The organism is Rhizobium sp. SRDI943, assembly GCF_057653695.1.
The window spans coordinates 575,326-592,399 of the sequence record NZ_CM172787.1 but is presented as its reverse complement, the minus strand read 5'-3'; the positions used below and the strand labels follow the sequence as shown (position 1 = coordinate 592,399).

At 61.3% G+C, this 17,074-nt stretch carries 16 protein-coding genes; 8 read left to right on the top strand and 8 right to left on the bottom strand.

What is annotated here, in order from left to right:
- Positions 1 to 302: 302 nt before the first annotated feature.
- Positions 303 to 1,037 (bottom strand): helix-turn-helix transcriptional regulator, encoded by a 735-nt coding sequence (locus tag AC245Y_RS02905; RefSeq protein ID WP_012756234.1) that lies wholly within the window; start codon positions 1,035 to 1,037, stop codon positions 303 to 305.
- Positions 1,038 to 1,294: 257 nt separating this feature from the next.
- Complete coding sequence (locus AC245Y_RS02900) at positions 1,295 to 2,092, bottom strand: IclR family transcriptional regulator (RefSeq protein ID WP_017993093.1); 798 nt, start codon at positions 2,090 to 2,092, stop codon at positions 1,295 to 1,297.
- Between the two features lie 108 nt (positions 2,093 to 2,200).
- On the opposite strand from AC245Y_RS02900, the gene AC245Y_RS02895 reads away from it, so the two are divergent.
- The 5 genes from AC245Y_RS02895 (at position 2,201) to AC245Y_RS02875 (ending at position 6,256) form a co-directional block, all read left to right on the top strand.
- Positions 2,201 to 2,962 carry an SDR family NAD(P)-dependent oxidoreductase gene (locus AC245Y_RS02895; RefSeq protein WP_017993092.1) on the top strand — a complete coding sequence of 254 codons (762 nt, stop codon included), beginning with the start codon at positions 2,201 to 2,203 and terminating at the stop codon, positions 2,960 to 2,962.
- Positions 2,962 to 3,879 carry a 2-dehydro-3-deoxygalactonokinase gene (locus AC245Y_RS02890; RefSeq protein WP_017993091.1) on the top strand — a complete coding sequence of 306 codons (918 nt, stop codon included), beginning with the start codon at positions 2,962 to 2,964 and terminating at the stop codon, positions 3,877 to 3,879. The genes AC245Y_RS02895 and AC245Y_RS02890 overlap by 1 nt, the downstream gene beginning before the upstream one ends.
- 13 nt (positions 3,880 to 3,892) lie before the next feature.
- Positions 3,893 to 4,534 carry a 2-dehydro-3-deoxy-6-phosphogalactonate aldolase gene (locus AC245Y_RS02885; RefSeq protein WP_012756230.1) on the top strand — a complete coding sequence of 214 codons (642 nt, stop codon included), beginning with the start codon at positions 3,893 to 3,895 and terminating at the stop codon, positions 4,532 to 4,534.
- The gene (locus AC245Y_RS02880) at positions 4,531 to 5,418 is read left to right on the top strand and encodes an SMP-30/gluconolactonase/LRE family protein (RefSeq protein ID WP_012756229.1); all 888 of its coding nucleotides are present in this window, start codon (positions 4,531 to 4,533) and stop codon (positions 5,416 to 5,418) included. Before AC245Y_RS02885 ends, AC245Y_RS02880 begins: the two co-directional genes overlap by 4 nt.
- A gap of 232 nt (positions 5,419 to 5,650) precedes the next feature.
- Entirely contained in the window at positions 5,651 to 6,256 is a 606-nt protein-coding gene (locus AC245Y_RS02875; protein ID WP_017993089.1) for a PRC-barrel domain-containing protein, read from the top strand.
- A 71-nt stretch (positions 6,257 to 6,327) separates the two neighbouring features.
- Here AC245Y_RS02875 and AC245Y_RS02870 read toward each other — a convergent pair whose 3' ends face one another.
- Positions 6,328 to 7,692: a putative bifunctional diguanylate cyclase/phosphodiesterase gene (locus AC245Y_RS02870; RefSeq protein WP_017993088.1), complete on the bottom strand. Its 1,365-nt coding sequence runs from the start codon at positions 7,690 to 7,692 to the stop codon at positions 6,328 to 6,330.
- A gap of 153 nt (positions 7,693 to 7,845) precedes the next feature.
- The gene (locus tag AC245Y_RS02865; RefSeq protein WP_017993087.1) at positions 7,846 to 9,567 is read right to left on the bottom strand and encodes a response regulator; all 1,722 of its coding nucleotides are present in this window, start codon (positions 9,565 to 9,567) and stop codon (positions 7,846 to 7,848) included.
- Between the two features lie 183 nt (positions 9,568 to 9,750).
- Between AC245Y_RS02865 and mutL the strand changes: the two genes are divergently transcribed.
- Both mutL and AC245Y_RS02855 read left to right on the top strand, forming a co-directional pair.
- Positions 9,751 to 11,553 (top strand): DNA mismatch repair endonuclease MutL, encoded by a 1,803-nt coding sequence (gene mutL / locus AC245Y_RS02860; protein ID WP_017993086.1) that lies wholly within the window; start codon positions 9,751 to 9,753, stop codon positions 11,551 to 11,553.
- 67 nt (positions 11,554 to 11,620) lie between these two features.
- Complete coding sequence (locus AC245Y_RS02855) at positions 11,621 to 11,851, top strand: DUF2093 domain-containing protein (protein WP_003545832.1); 231 nt, start codon at positions 11,621 to 11,623, stop codon at positions 11,849 to 11,851.
- Positions 11,852 to 12,081: 230 nt separating this feature from the next.
- Here the strand turns inward: AC245Y_RS02855 and AC245Y_RS02850 are convergent, their stop codons facing one another.
- The 3 genes from AC245Y_RS02850 to AC245Y_RS02840 form a co-directional block, all read right to left on the bottom strand.
- Positions 12,082 to 12,999 (bottom strand): sugar ABC transporter substrate-binding protein, encoded by a 918-nt coding sequence (locus tag AC245Y_RS02850; RefSeq protein ID WP_017993084.1) that lies wholly within the window; start codon positions 12,997 to 12,999, stop codon positions 12,082 to 12,084.
- Between the two features lie 78 nt (positions 13,000 to 13,077).
- Complete coding sequence (locus AC245Y_RS02845; protein ID WP_017993083.1) at positions 13,078 to 13,842, bottom strand: ATP-binding cassette domain-containing protein; 765 nt, start codon at positions 13,840 to 13,842, stop codon at positions 13,078 to 13,080.
- On the bottom strand, positions 13,839 to 14,897 hold the full coding sequence (locus tag AC245Y_RS02840) for an ABC transporter permease (protein ID WP_017993082.1): 1,059 nt from the start codon (positions 14,895 to 14,897) through the stop codon (positions 13,839 to 13,841). The genes AC245Y_RS02845 and AC245Y_RS02840 overlap by 4 nt, the downstream gene beginning before the upstream one ends.
- 99 nt (positions 14,898 to 14,996) lie before the next feature.
- Between AC245Y_RS02840 and AC245Y_RS02835 the strand changes: the two genes are divergently transcribed.
- Positions 14,997 to 15,881, top strand: coding sequence for a GntR family transcriptional regulator (locus AC245Y_RS02835; protein ID WP_017993081.1), 885 nt, complete (start codon positions 14,997 to 14,999; stop codon positions 15,879 to 15,881).
- 51 nt (positions 15,882 to 15,932) lie between these two features.
- Here the strand turns inward: AC245Y_RS02835 and lpxK are convergent, their stop codons facing one another.
- Positions 15,933 to 17,006: a tetraacyldisaccharide 4'-kinase gene (gene lpxK / locus AC245Y_RS02830; RefSeq protein ID WP_017993080.1), complete on the bottom strand. Its 1,074-nt coding sequence runs from the start codon at positions 17,004 to 17,006 to the stop codon at positions 15,933 to 15,935.
- Positions 17,007 to 17,074 lie beyond the last annotated feature (68 nt).

The window sequence follows — 17,074 nt, the reverse complement described above, 5'->3', positions numbered from 1 at the left end:
GAACGCGGAAGATGAAATCGCCAACAGCCGGGAAAGAAGCGGTGCCAAAACGCAACAACCGCCGCCGACACCGAAGGGCCGGAAGAAAAGCGGCATCGGCGTCGGGCAGCGGTGTGTCGGCCGCGCCATTTCCTGGCGCTGGTCTCAAAGTCCCCTCTGGACCTCTCGCAGAAGAGATGCAGAAAGCGTGCCAGATGGAAAATCAGGAAAAACAGGGCAAAAGCGCTCGGGACTGGCTTCCAACGGGAAGGACTTGCCTATGCGCTGGGCGGCTTCGAAAGCACTCGGTTGTTTTTTGCAACTTATTTGATCAGGCCGATGCGCAACGCCTTGGCGACCGCCTGGGTACGGTTGACCGTGTCGAGCTTCTTGGTGGCACGGTTGAGGTAGTGATTGACCGTGTGCTCGGACAGGGTGAGGATTTCGGCGATTTCAGCACTGGTCTTGCCGGCCGCCGTCCAGTTGAGGCAATCGATCTCGCGGTCGGTCAGCGTATCCGTCATGCGCGTATCGAGGTTGCGGATCTCGGCAAGCCTGTCAAAGATATGGATGGAAATGTAGCAGAGCTCACGCATCTCGGCCGGACTGAAGGGCTCGCGGTCGCCGGCGAAAGAGATGGCGCCGCGCAGGCCGGAGGGCTCATGCGTCGGGAAATAGGCGCAGCGCATCATCTTGAAACGTTCGAACAGGGAGGCGACGAGAATGGACTTGCCGTCGTCCCGCGACAAGTTCTGGCGTGACATGTCGTAGAAGAAGGGTCGCGCCGATGTTCTCAGCCGCCTGAGGACCGGGCTGTTCACCATCAGGCCTTCCTGGTCGTAGAGCGCCAGAAGCTCGGCCGGCCAGCTGGTGATGACGGTGCTGCCCTGAAGATCGAAGGAGGTGATCGGCGGCAGGTTGAGAACCATGAAGGCACGGCTGCGATAGGCTTCCGTCACCCGTTTCATGAAACGGAAAATATCGAACTGGGTCTTCAGGCCCGCTATTTCCTGAACGTAGTCGTCTTCTTCCGTGGATGTTTGCGACAAGGGTGCCATCACATTTCTTCATCTTCGGCACAGCGGCCGGCAGACCATTTGCGAAACCTGCCCGCTATGGGTGTTTCGATTGCATCGGGGAACGAAGATCGCTGGTTGGAATCGGCTTCAGCGTCGAGCGTTCGGCCGGTGAATGGTTGTAGATTTCGCGGACCGTTCTAGTTGTGGTGATTCGCCGGAAAATCTCAATATCGCGCTTATCATAAGCATGCTCTGCGATTACGTCCAGCAGCAGCAGCCGACGGCGATTTTTTCCGTCAGCGGCGCGGACCGAGCCGGACGCGCATGCCTTCCATGATCCTGACAGCCGCCAGTTGAACGGGAACGGTCCATTGATGCAGAAGTTCCATCGACAACCGATAGGCCGGGCCGGTAATCGAAATGCCCCCCATAAAGGTCCGATCCTCCGACCAAACGGGTGCGGCAACGCAGCGGATGCCGGCCTCATGCTCCTCGCGGTCGAAGGCATAACCCTGATCGGCAATCTCGCGGATTTCGGCAAGCAGCGTTTCGGCCGAGAGATGGGTCGAGGCGGTAAAGCTGGTGAAGCTCAGGCCGGCGATGAGATCGACGAGGCTTTCGGCCGGCAGCAGCGACAGGGCGGCCTTGCCGACGCCAGTGCAATAACAGGGCGAGGCATTGCCGATCTGCGAATACATGCGCACTGGCTGACGGCCCTCGACCTTATCGAGATAGATGATCGACTGGCCCCTGAGGACGCCGAGATGGACCGTCTCGCCGGTCGCCTGCTGCAGATCTCTAAGGTGTGGTTCGGCAATCAGACGAAATTCGTTGCGCGCCCAGCTGCGCGCAGCGAAATCGAGCAGGCGCAGGCCGGGCGCATAACGGCCGTCGCCATCGAGCTCGAGCAGCCCCTCCTCCACCAAGTGGCTCAGCTGGCGATGCAGCGTGCCGCGCGGCTGGCCGGCAAGGGCCAGGATATCGGTGAAACGCAGGGGGGCATCGGCATGGGTGACGAGATCGAGCAGAACCATCAGTTTGCCGAGCGTGCCGGTTTCGCGTGCCTGTGCTGCGCCGTCGCCGTTTGAATTCATCGCGTCACTCACCCTTGACAGAAAGGGCACTGTAATTCGATAATTCCATATAGTCAAATTAAGTTCCAAATAATGGAACAATCAAGTCGGGAGGCGACGGTGACCACGATGGCAGCACAATTTCCCGAATTCAAAGACCGAACCGTACTGGTGACCGGCGGCGGATCGGGTATCGGTGCTGCGATTGTCGAAGGTTTCGCGCGCCAAGGCGCCAAGGTTTCGTTCATCGATATCGCCGAGGCCGCCGGCCGCGAGCTCGCCGAAAGGCTGTCGCGGGAGACCACGCATCCGGTCTCCTTTCACCATGCCGACCTGCGCGACATCGCGGCGATCCGGCGCACGGTCGATAGCGTCATTGCCAGCTCAGGGCCGATCCGCGTGCTGGTCAACAATGCCGCCTGGGACGACCGCCATGAATTCGACGCGGTGACCGAGGCCTATTGGGACAACAACCAGGCGGTCAACCTCAAACATGTGTTCTTCACCTCGCAGGCAGTCGTGCCGTCGATGCGAGCGGCCGGCGGCGGGGCGATCATCAATATGTCGTCAATCGCCTTCAAGCTGAACATGGGCGGCTTTCCCGCCTATGCGGCAGCCAAGGCGGCGGTCGTCGGGCTGACGAAGAGCATGGCGGGCAGGCTCGGGCCGGAGAACATCCGGGTCAACTGCATCCTGCCCGGCATGGTCGTCACCGAGCGGCAGATGCAGCACTGGCTCACCGAAGAGAGCATTGCGCGCTCAGTCGAGGACCAGTGCCTGAAAGTCGCGCTCAAACCCGATGCGATCGTCGGTCCCTGCCTGTTTCTTGCATCCGACTGCGCGGCGGCGATGACCGCCCAGTCTCTGATTGTCGATGGAGGTGTTCTGTAATGGCAAATCCCGCTTATGTCGCGGTGGACTGGGGCACCAGCAGCTTTCGGCTCTGGCTGATCAGCAGAGACGGCACCGTCCTTGCCGAACGCCGCAGCGGCGAAGGCATGACGAGCGCGGCAAAGATCGGCTTTTCCGCGGTGCTTGCCGGCCATCTCGCCGCCATCGAGGCACCCGAAAACCTGCCGGTGATCGTCTGTGGCATGGCCGGCGCCAGGCAGGGCTGGGTCGAGGCCGGTTATATCGACGTGCCGGCGCCGCTTGCCTCGATCCTGACCGGAGCGGTCTCCGTGCCCGGCGAAAGCCGCGACATCCGCATTCTGCCGGGCCTTGCCCAGCGGGACATCGCGAGGCCCGACGTCATGCGCGGCGAGGAAACCCAGCTTCTCGGCGCGCTCGGCCGCGCAAGCGCGGGCGCGCAGGCGGTCTGCATGCCCGGCACCCATTCGAAATGGGTGCATGTGACGGATAGCAAGGTGACCGGCTTTTCGACCTTCATGACCGGCGAGCTTTTCGACGTCATCAGCAAACACACGATCCTTTCGCATGCCGTTGCCGGTGCGGCAGAGCAGCCGGCGGATGCGGCGGCCTTCGACGCCGCCGTCTCCGCCGCTTTCGCACGCCCAGCCCTTGCCTCCAATCTGCTCTTTGCCGCCCGCTCCGGCCAGCTCCTGCACGGGATTTCGGCCGCTGCCGCGCAAGCCCGGCTTTCCGGTACGCTGATCGGCCTTGAAATCGCCGGGGCGCTGCAGGATGCGGCAAACGGCACCACCATCACCCTCGTCGCCTCCGGGCGCCTGCAGGCGCTCTACGAACAGGCCTTCAAAACCCTCTCCCTTGCCTTCACCGCCATTGACGCCGACGCCGCCGTGCGCCGCGGGCTTTCGGCTGCTGCCGAAGCCATCTGGCCGAATTGAGAAAGCTGACACGATGAACCGTATCCCCTTCCCCGACATGAAGCGCCCGCTGATCGCCATCCTTCGCGGCATCAGGCCCGACGAGACCGAAAGCGTCGTCGGTGCTCTGATCGACAATGGCCTGACGGCGATCGAGATCCCGCTCAACTCGCCGGAACCGTTCAAATCCATCGAGATCGCCGCGAAGATGGCGCCGGCCGAAGTGCTGATCGGCGCCGGCACGGTGCTGACCGTCGAGGCGGTCGACAGCCTACATGCGGCCGGCGGCAAGCTGCTGGTCACGCCAAATGTCGAGCCCGAGGTGATCATCCGGGCGCGCGACTACGGCATGGTGACGATGCCGGGCGTCTTTACACCGACCGAGGCGTTGGCGGCAGCGCGCGCCGGGGCCACCGGTCTCAAATTCTTTCCGGCCAGCGTGCTCGGCCCTTCCGGCATCACGGCGATCCGGGCGATCCTACCGCCGGAACTGACGATTGCCGCCGTCGGCGGTGTCTCGGACAAGAATTTCGGCGATTATACCAAGGCCGGCATCTTCGCCTTCGGTCTCGGCACCAGCATCTACAAGCCAGGAATGACTGCATCAGAGGTTGCCGAGCGCGCCAAGGCCACCATTTACGCCTATGATGCAGCCATTGGGAGCGTGAACGTATGACCGATATTTATGAGTTCGAGGGCAAAACACTTTGCAATACCAATTCCGTTCTCGGTGAAGGTCCGACCTATGATCCGGACAGCAATACCGTTTGGTGGTTCAACATCCTCGGCAAGGAACTGCACGAGCTCAATCTTTCGACGGCCGCGAAAAAGGTGCATCCGCTGCCTGTGATGGCGAGCGTGCTTGCCCGCATCGATGCCGGGCGGCAGCTGATCGCGACGGAGGAAGGGCTTTTCGTCCGCGATGTGGCAAGCGGCAACCTCACCTTCTACGCCGCCCTCGAAAACGACAGGCCGGAAAACCGTTCGAACGACGGCCGCACCCACCCGTCCGGTGCGCTCTGGATCGGCACGATGAGCAAGCGGGCGGAAAACCAGGCCGGCGCCATCTATCACGTCGCCAGCGGCAAGGTGACGAAGATCTTCAACGGCATCAGCATCCCGAATTCGATCTGCTTCTCGCCTGACGGCACGGTCGGCTATTATACGGATTCCCGCATCAATCGGCTGATGCGCGTCATGGTCGATCCGTTGACCGGCCTGCCCTCGGGCGAGCCGATCGTGCTCGTCGACAGCATGGACGACCCCGGCAGCATCGACGGCTCGGTGGTCGATGCCGACGGCTATCTGTGGAATGCGCGCTGGGGCGCCGGCGTCGTCGACCGCTATAGTCCGGACGGTCTGCGCATCTCGCGCTATATGGTTCCTGCCGTCCAGCCGTCCTGCCCTGCCTTCATCGGCGTCAATGCCGACCGGCTGGCGGTGACGACTGCCTGGGAAGGGCTCGACGAGGATGCGCGGTCGGCGCAGCCCAGTGCCGGCGCGCTGCTGGAGCTGGGCATCGACGTCAAAGGCGTGTTCGATCCCGTCTATGTGATCTGATTTTTGCTTGCCATCGGTGATCAGAAGCGCTCCTGGCCGGGGCGCTTTTTCTCGTTTTGGTTGCCGCTCATCAATAAATGTTCCGTAAGAATCGAGAAATTTTCCGTGTTTTCAACCGGAACCAATCACTCCACCAGCCATTTTCCCTTCGAACTGGCGCGGTAACGAGACCTGAGAAACAGGTGTTGCCCGGGTCAGGGATCACTGTAGAAAAAACGAAGGTAGGTTCGAAATGACACGCAAACTCTTGACGACCGTTGCCGCTGGCGCACTGTTTGCCACGGCTTTCGCACCGGCGGCATTCTCGCAGACGGCAGCGCAGCCTGCGGATCCGGCCGCTCCGACCCAGGCGGCTCCCGCCGATCCGGCAGCACCGAAGCCGATGACGCCCGACGTCACCAAACCCGCAGGCGATGCCGCACAGGCTCCGGCCGCAGCACCGACAGCAGACACGGCGCAGGCCGGCTATCTGACCGAGCAGTCTCCCGACCAGGTCAGCGCCAACACCTATATCGGCCAGTCGGTCTATAACGGCAACAATGAAAGCATCGGCAGCGTCAACGACCTTATCCTGAAGAAGGACGGCGGCTTTGTTGCTGCAATCGTTGGTGTCGGCGGCTTCCTCGGCATCGGCGAAAAGAATGTCGCCGTGCCAATGGAAAAGATTACCGTCGCCCAAAACACCCAGGACGGCAGCGTCAAGCTGACGACCAGTGAAACGGCTGAATCGCTGAAGGCCGCACCTGAGTTCAAGACGCTGGCAATGCAGTCGGCAGAAAAGGCTCCGGCTGCGACCGGTACAGATACCACGGCGACCGGCTCGACCACGCCTAAGTAATCCGTGCGCGGTAGTATAGCGTAGGCGATGGCGCTCCTAGGGGCGCCATCGCTTTATGCTGCGCCATGGCTTTATGCGCTGACACGCTCCACCATGGTCGGATCGTAATAATTCTCGTGCAGGAAGCGCAGCGTGGCGATGCCATCGGCCGGACGGCCGAAGTGATAACCCTGGCCCATGCCGCAGCCGAGCGTGCGCAACTTCACCGCCTCGGCATAATCCTCGATGCCTTCCGCGACGACTTCCAGCTCAAGGCCTTCGCACATGGTGAGGATTGCCTTGATGATATGTTCGGAGGCGCGGTCGGAATTGATGCGCGAGACGAAGGCGCGGTCGATCTTGATCTTGTCGAAGATGAAGTCGCGCAGGCGCCCGAGGCTCGACTGGCCGGTGCCGAAATCGTCGAGCGAGATGCGCACACCGGCGGCACGCAGATCGGCGATGATGCGGTGAGCGGTATCGGCCGAACTCATCACCGCGGTCTCGGTGATTTCCAGCTCCAGGCGATGCGGATCGAAGCCGACGCGGCCGAGGATCGACAGGACGCTGCTGCTCGTACCCGGATCCATCAGCTGGGCCGAGGAGAGATTGAACGACAGGAAGAGTTCGCGCGGCCAGGAAAGTGCGGCTTCGGCGGCTTTGCGCAGCAGCGCCTCCGACAGCGCGTCGATGAAGCCGCGCTCCTCGGCGAGCGGCACGAAGACGCCGGGCGACACGAAGCCGAGATCGGGATCGTTCCAGCGGGCGAGCGCCTCGAAGCCGACGACCTGATTGTTGGACAGCGAGACGATGGGCTGGAAATGCACATCGATAGCATCCGAGATGATGGCGTTTCTGAGCGCCTGCTCCAGCTGCGTGGCGCGCTTCATCTCCTGGGCGATCTCGGGTGAATAGACGGTGATCTGGCCGCGGCCGCGGCGCTTGGAACGGTAGAGCGCGGTTTCGGCGCTCTTCAGCAGTTCCTCGCAATCCTCTCCGGCGAAGGGATAGATGGAAAAGCCGAGGGAGGCGGAGAGACGGACATTGCGGTCCCCGAGGTCATACGGCGCCGACAGCACCTCGCGGATCATCTGGCCGAATTTCTCGGCACTCGCCCGCTCGAAGATCAACGGCAGCACGAAGGCGAATTCGTCGCCATCGTGGCGGGTAACCAGCGCGCCATCCGGAATACAGGCCCTCAGACGATGGGCGACCTGGCAGAGGATTTCATCGCCGGCTGTCGAGCCGAATAGATCGTTGATCGGCTTGAAACTGTCGAGGTTGACGATACCGATGGTGAAGGGGGCCGGATCGCTGGCGCGCTCGGCGGAGATCTGCAAGACCTTGTCCCGCATGCGATTGCGATTGCCCAATCCGGTCAGCGGATCGGTATAGGCCATCGCCTGAAGCTCATTCTGACCGACGGTCAAGAAAGCTATGTCCGCCGATTTCATCATCCAAACCCGAGCTTTCCTCCGGAGCCATGCAGAAGAATGACCGGCAGGTCTTAACAATTCGATAGTAAATCAGCGGCATAGCCGCCTGAACGTCCCCAAAATCTAGGGAGTTGACGGGTATTTTGGCGCCTGCACACTTTTCCGCGACATGCTTCAGTTTCGGGCCCGCATGGCCTCATTCATTAGGTATTTCTGAAATATGGTCTCCAGCATGTCGGGGCTGACGGGTTTCATGATGACGTCGTCCATGCCTGACTTGACGCATTCGGCGCGGTCGCGCTCGAAGGCCTGGGTGAGCACGCCGATGATCGGGGTGCGGATGCCGCCGCCGGTTTCCTCCATCTGCCGGATGAGGCGCGCGGCCTCGAAGCCGTTAAAGCCCGGCAGGGAAATATCCATCAGCACGATCTGCGGCCGGTGCTCGGCCCAGAGGCGCACGGCCTCGTCGCCGGTCGCCGCCAGCATATGGCGATAGCCGAGACCTTCGAGGATCTGCGAAAAGACGATCTGGTTGATATCGTTGTCTTCGGCGACGAGAACTTGCAGGCCAATCGCGTCGTCGGAAGTGCTGATTTCCCAATCCGCATCCGAACCGGCGGCGTTGCGGCTGTTGCGATTGAAATGGCGGGCGATCTGGAAGGTGAGCTCGTTGGCGATCTGGAAACCGTCCATGACGAGCGCCGGAATACCGTATTGTTCGGCAAGTTCGAGGCAACGCATGCCCATCTGGTTGTCGATGATCAGCAGATCGAGCGAAATGCCGGAGGAGGTGGCGATTTCCAGGAACCGCTCCTCTTCGTCCTCGCCTCGGACCGAGCAGGATTCGAAGCCGTATTTCGTCAGCGTCCGCAGCGCGGCGGTCTCGGCGGCGAGGTCGGCAGTGACGACGAGGACCTTGCGGCCGGAGAAATTCTCCGGAACGATCGCTTCCATCGCCGCCGGTTCGCGCCGTTCGAGGCCGCTTGGCACCGGCACATAGGCCCGGCGATAGCTTTGATTGCTGGAGGCGGTGATCGCGGACGCTTGGCCGAACTCATCGAGATCGGCGCCGTCGCGCGGCAGGTCCTGCATGGTCGACACCAGGAAATAGCGGCCGGGCTTGCCGATGCGGTGCTTGCGGCTGACGATATCGCGCTCGATGCCGTCGCGGGAGATCTGCCGCTGGCGGGAGACGGACATCTCGCCGGTCTCCAGGACATGGCGGTCGCTTTCTTCGAAGCGCTTGGCGATTTCTTCTGAAAAAAGATCACCGCTCTTGCGCCCAAGCACCTCGTCGGCGCTCGTCTGATATTTCTCGCAGAAGGCGAGATTCACCGCGACATAGGTGAGGTTGCGATCCTTGACGAACAGCGGGAACGGCAGATTGTCGAGAATGTCCTCGGTGAGCTGCACCCGCTCCAGATCGGAGCGCCATTGCTCTTCGCGCTTCTTGCTCTCGGAAATGTCGGAGATGATGGTGACGCCGTAACCGCCCGGCAGCCTGCGCTTGACGAAGCGGACCCAGCGGTCGGCGCCGTGGCGCTCGACGGCATCGAAGCGCTCGCGCCAATGCGAGGCGATTTTCTGTGACAGCCAGTCTTCGCGGCTCAGCGAGCCGCCCTGCCTGACATCATACTGCTGGCGAATGCCGGTGTCGTACATCGCGCCGAGGAAATCGCGAAGCCGCGTGCCGGGCTTCAGCGTTTCGGACGGCAGCGGAAAGAATTCAAGTATCTGGCGGCTTGCGAAGACCAGATGATCATTCTTGTCGTAGATGATGAAAGCTGCGGAAAGGCTGTCGCACACCACATCGAAAAGCGCCGTCTGCAGATCGGCCTCGGCGGGAGCTCCATCGATTTCTGATGATGTGTCCGCCTTTTCGAAGCCGGCACTCATTCTGTTGCGTCCCACATCTGTTCGATTTCGCAGCTTCCGGAGGTATGTGATTAGAAATGCCATTTTTATGTTAAAACCGGCTTAACATTACCTATTCCCAATTTTGGGGGAGGACCGGATCACGTTTCGGGAAAGCCTGTCGAAACCCCTTCCCTCCGGCCCGCGAATCCCCGAAAATAGCCCATGGCCATCAGACAGCTTTCCGAAACGCTCATCAACCAGATCGCCGCCGGCGAAGTCATCGAACGGCCGGCGAGCGCTGCCAAGGAACTGATCGAAAACGCGCTCGACGCGGGCGCGACGCGCATCGAAATCGCCACGTCAGGCGGCGGCAAGGCGCTGCTGCGCGTCAGCGACAACGGCTCGGGCATGGACGCGGCCGATCTGGAACTGGCGGTCAGGCGCCACTGCACCTCGAAGATCTCGGAGACGCTCGAGGATATCCGCACGCTCGGCTTCCGCGGCGAGGCGTTGCCCTCGATCGGCTCGGTCGCAAGGCTCAGCATTGCAAGCCGCAGGCGCGACAGTGCCGGTGGCCACGAGATTGCCGTTGCCGGCGGCAAGATCGCGCATCTGCGCCCGGCCGCCGCCAATCCCGGGACGATCGTCGAAGTGCGCGACCTGTTCTTCGCCACACCCGCCCGGCTCAAATTCCTGAAGACGGAAAAAGCCGAAGCCGGCGCCATCACCGAAATCGTCAAGCGCATGGCGATTGCCTTTCCCGCCGTGCGCTTCGTGCTGTCGGGCTCGGACCGCACGACACTGGAATTTCCGGCGACCGGCGACGACCATCTGGCGCGCATGGCGCAGGTGCTCGGCAAGGAATTCCGCGACAACGCCATTGCGCTCGACGCCGTGCGCGAAGAGATCGCGCTTACCGGCTTTGCCGGCGTGCCGACCTTCAATCGCGGCAACTCCGCCCATCAATATGCCTTCGTCAACGGCCGGCCGGTGCAGGACAAGCTGATCCTCTCGGCGATCCGCGGCGCCTATGCCGAGACGATCCCTTCCGGCCGTTATCCGGTGGCGGTGCTGGCGATCAGGCTCGATCCCGCTCTCGTCGACGTCAACGTGCATCCGGCAAAATCCGACGTGCGGTTCCGCGACCCTGGTCTGGTGCGCGGCTTGATCGTCGGCGCCATCCGTGAGGCCTTGGCGCGCGACGGCAGCCGGGCGGCGACGACCGGCGCGAGCGACATGCTGCGTTCCTTCCGCGCTGGCTTCCAGCCGAATGGCCAGCGGCCGCAGGCGCAATGGTCGGCCGAAACGTCGCCCTCCCGGCCCTATCAGCCGACAACGGGTTTCGGCGAGCGGCCACAGGCGTCCTTCGACGGACTTTCTATGCCGACGGCGCGGGCCGAGCCGCAGTTTTCGCCGCAGCCGGCAAGCGCCGAACCGACCGCGCGGTATCCGCTCGGCGCGGCGCGGGCGCAGATCCACGCAAACTACATCGTCGCCCAGACCGAGGACGGGCTCGTCATCGTCGATCAGCATGCAGCACATGAGCGGCTGGTCTTCGAGGCGATGCGCAAGGCGCTGCATTCGAAGCGGCTGGCCTCGCAGGTGCTGCTCATCCCCGAGATCGTCGATATACCGGAAGAGGATTGCGACCGACTGATGCAGCATGCGGCCGTGCTTTCCGAACTCGGCCTTGCGATCGAGCGTTTCGGCCCAGGGGCAATCGCCGTGCGCGAGACGCCGGCGATGCTCGGCGAGGTCGATGCGCATGGGCTGATCCGCCAGCTTGCCGACGAGATCGCCGAGTGGGACACGGCGTCGGGCCTATCGGCCAAGCTCGAATATGTAGCGGCAACCATGGCCTGCCACGGATCGGTGCGCTCCGGACGGCGGCTGCGGCCGGAGGAAATGAACGCGCTGCTGAGAGAAATGGAAGTGACGCCCGGCTCCGGCCAGTGCAATCACGGCCGGCCGACCTATATCGAATTGAAGCTCAGCGATATCGAGCGGCTTTTCGGCAGAAGCTAAAAAAGCTGGAAAAGCAAGCCTTTCGGGAGTATGGCAAACAGATGACAGACTGCAGGGAACGGAGCGCATGAATTTGTTCGAAGGGCACGGAAACCGCGAGGCGAAGATCCGGTATCTCGATGGCGATTTCCAGATTCTCTCGCCCGGCTCCTATGTCGTCTGCGCGATGACGGGGAAACAGATCCCGCTCGACGAATTGCGCTACTGGAGCGTCGCCCGGCAGGAGCCCTATGCCGACGTGATCTCGGCCATCGATGCCGACAAACGCGCCGGCGTGCTGCCGAACCAGCGGCGTTAGATGTTGTGATCCGCGTCGGAGGTTCTGGCTGAGATGGTTCTCCGGTCTACAGCCCGGAGCTGCTGCAGGGAGAATATCCGCTCCGGTCGCCCGGCGACTTGAAATATCATAGGCTCATCCGACAACGTCCGTATCGACTGGCCAACGTGGCTCCGGGCCGCAGGACGATATCATTCCCGACAGCGGGGAGGTTTGACTCCCCGCCTACGCGATCGACATAGGGCAACGGTTCACTTGAATTTTGCCATATTCTCAGGCGTCACGAGCGCAGCGCCGGAATCGATCAAAGACTCAACCTTCTCTCCGCGAATCGATTTTACCAGCGCATCCACACCGAGTTCTGCCATCTTGGCGGGGAACTGCGCCACCGACGCATCCTCGACTCCACTCTTCAGCGCTTCCTCTTCGCCGCAGCAGAAGTCGAAACCGACCAGCACAATCTTGTCATTGGCAGTGCCAGCGTTCTTGATTGCGCGCGCCGCGCCAGCAGCGGGCGGGCCGCAAGCGGCATAAATGGCCTTGAGATCCGGGTTCTTCGTGAGCAGATCCTCGGCGACACTGATCCCGAGCTCCTCGGTGCAGTTTGTTGCGCCTTTCCCGACGATCTTGACATCAAGTCCCTTCAGCCCTTCAAGCATTCCCGTCACACGGTCATCAAGCGCTGGCACCCCAGGCACGCCCTCGAGAATCCCGAGCGTATCGCCGGCATGAAGAACAGTTTTGAGATATTCCCCTGCGATTTTGCCCGCGGCGAAGTTATCGGTCGTGGCAAGCGCCGTCCTGCCTTTCCAATCCGGAATATTGTTATCCATCAGCACGACCTTGATACCGGCCGCCACCGCCTTGTCCAGGGCAGTGGACACGGTGGGATCGACGGGCGTGAGGGCAATACCCTGCACGCCTCGTGTCACCATGGACTCGATCTGTGCAATCTGGCCCTCGATGTCGGTTGCCGACGTACCCTGCCCGTAGATGATCTCGACGCCGGGATTTCTCTTTGCATAATCTTTGGCGGCGTTCTCCATTGTTGCGAAGAACGGTACTGGGAATTTGGTTATAAAGCCGAGCTTGACAGGCTCCTGCGCCAAGGACGGGACTACAGCGACGGCCAGGAGCGCAAGAGCTCCCAGCAGGGATTGCAGTTTCATGATACACCTCCCATGTTTCGACCGCCCTCCTCTAGAGCGATCTCTTTGTCCGCTGCCCCAAAGAAGCAGCGATCTCCCTTAAGCCTCGGCGCCGACAATCATCGCGACAAGGTCCTGCTTGTTCGCTTGCGTTGGCTTCAGTTCACCCACCTTGCGCCCCTGCCGCAGCACAACCGCCCGATCGGCGATTTCGACGACATGCTCCATATTGTGCGTGATGATGATCACGGCATTGCCGTCGGCTTTGAGCTGATTGATAAGGTCAAGAACCTGGCGAGACTCGCGAAGACCGAGGGCGGCCGTTGGTTCGTCAAGGACCACCAGCTTGCGCGCAAAAACAATGGCGCGCGCGACCGCGATAGCCTGTCGCTGCCCCCCAGACATCAGCGCGACCGGCGCGTCGAATCTCGGCAGCTTAACCTTCAGGCGATCGATGACACTTGCTGCCTCCCGCTTCATCGCGCCCGTGTTGAGGAAGCGGAGCGGACGCGGCAGCCAGGAGGGGAAAGAGATTTCTCGTCCGCAATAGAAATTCTGTACGGGGGTCAGGTTGTCGAAAAGCGCCAGATCCTGATAGACGGTTTCAATACCGGCGCGGCGGGCAGCCGCCGTTGAATGGAGCGAAACAGGCGCACCATCCACGAGGATCTCTCCTTCGTCGAGACTATGAAGCCCACTGATGCATTTGACGAGCGTCGACTTGCCGGCGCCGTTGTCACCCAGGAGAGCGGTTACCTCACCCGAATACGCATCAAAGCTTACTTTTTTCAGGGCATGGATCGCGCCAAAGCGCTTCTCGGCGTTTCGAACCGAAAGTGCCGGTGTGGTGGATGCCGGGTTCATTGTACGCTCGCCGATTGAAGCACGCGTGCACGCGCCTCGAGATGGTTACGAAGCACGTCGGCCTCTACGGCTATGACGATGACGAGCCCAATCGCGATCATTTGAAAGAACACGTCGACGCCGAGAAGGTTAAGGGCGTTGCGGATGACGCCGATCAGCACGGCGCCGATCAGGGCGTGGCCGAGATGGCCTCGTCCGCCAAGGAAGCTGGCGCCCCCGATAATCACCGCAGCAATCGTGTCGAGTTCCAAAAGATTGCCGTAGATTGGCGAGGCTGCGGCGGTCCGTCCTGCGAGCAGCACCGCGCCGACACCTGCACAAAAGCCGCAAATAATGTAGGTTGCGAGCAGAACGCCCTTTACCGGGATACCCATGCTTCTGGCGGCATTCGGCGCGCCGCCGACCGCATAGATCCATCGGCCAAAGACCATCGACTTCGTCAGGATCAGAAAAAGAAGCCCGAACATCGCAACGGCAAAGAAGGAATTGGGCACACCAAGCGTCGTACCGCCGCCGATCGCGGTCACTGCATCGGGCATGCCGCGCATGGTGGTGTGGCCGGGCGCCAAGGCAAGTGCCAGACCGCGGCAGATACTCAAGGTCGCAAGTGTAATGATAAAGGGGTGTGGCAGCCGGCCATAGACAAAGACCAGGCCGTTGACCGCACCGATAGCAGCGCCGGCAAGCAGCATGGCCATAATGACGACGATCGAGGAATCAACCTGCTGATAGACAAGTCCGCCGATGACTGCTGCCAGCGCAAGATTCGAGCCGACAGACAGGTCGATGCCGCGCGTCAGGATTACGAGTTGCTGCCCCATTGCCACAACAGCAATCACTGCTGTCTGCGCCAGGATGTTCCCCAGGTTAACGGGCTTTAGAAAAGCCGGCGTGATCAAACTGACGACGGCGATGAGCATAATCAGGATCAATAGAGGGCCAAGGCTCAATAGCTTCAGCCCGAATGTGATGCCGGATTGTCTCGGCTGGAAGGTTGCATCTTGCGAACCACCAGGCCGGGACGAGTTCTGAGGCAGAATCCCGGAGTCTTCCAAATTCGCCTAGCCTCCCCCGTTTTTTATACATAAGAAACATATGATACACGTGCGTCAAATTGTTTTTTATGGATACCTAATCATACCGGGAGTTGCGCCATGAGAACGGATACGACTTTCAAGCGGGCATTCAATGATATGATCGATATCATTGAGACGCTCGATCTTGGGGCGGAATTGCCGTCCGAAAATGCACTGCGCACCCAGCTTGGCGTGAGTAGAACAACGGTGCGGAAGGTGCTGGCGGGGATGTCCGCACGTGGGATCATCATATCTGAAGCGCACAAGCGGATCATACGTGAGCAGCCGCGGCAAAAAGAGCGCTATCCGAAGAAAGAGACCTTGGCAATTTCGGAACAGGTCGAGACGAGCTTCATGGAATGGATGCTGCGCGGTGATGCCTGTCCGGGCACAGAAATCAATGAGACGGAATTAGCTCGGAAATTCGGCGTCGCGACAACGATTGTCCGTGAGTTTCTCAATCGATTTCAGAAATATGGGCTGATCGAGAAGCGTCAGAACGCAGGCTGGGTTTTTAAAGGGTTCACAGCCAGTTTCGCACTCGAACTGTTTGAGATCAGAGAGATGTTCGAAATGCGCTCCGCACGGCTTTTCGCTGCCCTGCCCGACGGGTCGCCGGTCTGGAAACAGATCCAAACTATGCGGGCGGCACATTTGGAGCTGCTCGCGGATATCGACGCTCGGTTTCAGGATTTCTCGGAGCTGGACAGCCGTTTCCACCGGCTGATTACCGCAGTCGCGCCAAACCGCTTTATCGAAAGCTTCCAAGACGTGATAACCATGGTCTTCCACTATCACTATCAGTGGAACAAGCGTGATGAACGCGCGCGAAATGAGGTCGCCATCAGGGAACATCTCGCGCTGATCGAAGCCCTCGAAAGCCGCAATATAGCGTTGATCGATCGCGCTTGCCGGTTGCATCTGACTTCCGCCCGCGAAACTTTGCTTCACTCGATCACGTGATCGCATTGCATGTACAGATGTGCGCAGAACGAGGCGTTTTGCAGCAGCCTGTTAGAGCGGTTCAGCCTTTGCTGGAATTGCTTTAACCCCGGCCTTCATCTCCCGCAGGCGCCGCTCGCGGCAGGCGACGATCGCCCGGTCGATGATGAGGCTGGGGGCGAGGTGATCGTCGAAGACCATGTCGACCTCGATCACCCGGCTCTTTTCGACGAGCCGCGCCGCCTTGCCCTGATGGCCGGAGAGGCGGACGAAATCCTTGGAGGTGGTGACGATCAGGAGACCTTGATGCTCGGCGGTCGTCAGGATGTCGTCGATCTCCTCCTCGGTCAGGTGCTCGTGATCGCCGAAGGATTTGGCGACGACGATCTCGGCGCCGCGGGATTCAACGGTGCGGAAGAATTTGGCGGGATCGGCAATTCCGGCAAAGGCGAGCACCTTGGTGCCGGCCAGCGTGTTGTCGCCACGGACTTTCAGCGATGCGGTGAAATAGGGCTTTGCCGCGCGCGCCGCCATGCGGACGATCCTGTCGGCGGCGTTGCCGCCACCGACCTTCAGCAGGGCGGTCGCAGAACGCAGCTGCTGGCGGATCGGCGCGCGGACCGGGCCACCCGGCACGATATGGCCGTTGCCGAGACCGCGTGTCGCGTCGATGACGAGCAGGGCATAGTCGATCGCCAGCCGGGCACTCTGGAAACCGTCATCCATGATGATGAGATCGGCGCCCTCCGCCACCAGCCGCGCAGCCCCTTCGACACGTCGGCGGGAAATCACCGTCAGTGCTTCCTGGGCAAGCAGCAACGGCTCGTCGCCGACGGCTATCGCGCGGTGATGATCAGGGTCGACGACGGTCGTCACATCGAGCGAGCCGCCGTAACCCCTGCTGAGAAAGCCGGGCTTCAGCCCCTTCGCCTTGGCGGCGCGGGCAATCGTCAGCGCCGTCGGCGTCTTGCCGGCGCCGCCGACGGTGAAATTGCCGACGCAGATGACCGGAACCGGAACGGAGGCGCGGCGCGCATGGGCCATGCGGTGGCCGGCGATACGGCCATAGAGAAATGAAAGCGGCAGCAGCAGCCAGGCCCGCCAATCGGCTTTCCTCCACCAGAACGGTGGCGCTTCAGATATCATCTTGCCGTCCCGCTCCCCTGTCCGGCTTGTTCTCACGCAATCCCTTGGGAAAGTCGCTGCGCGCTTTT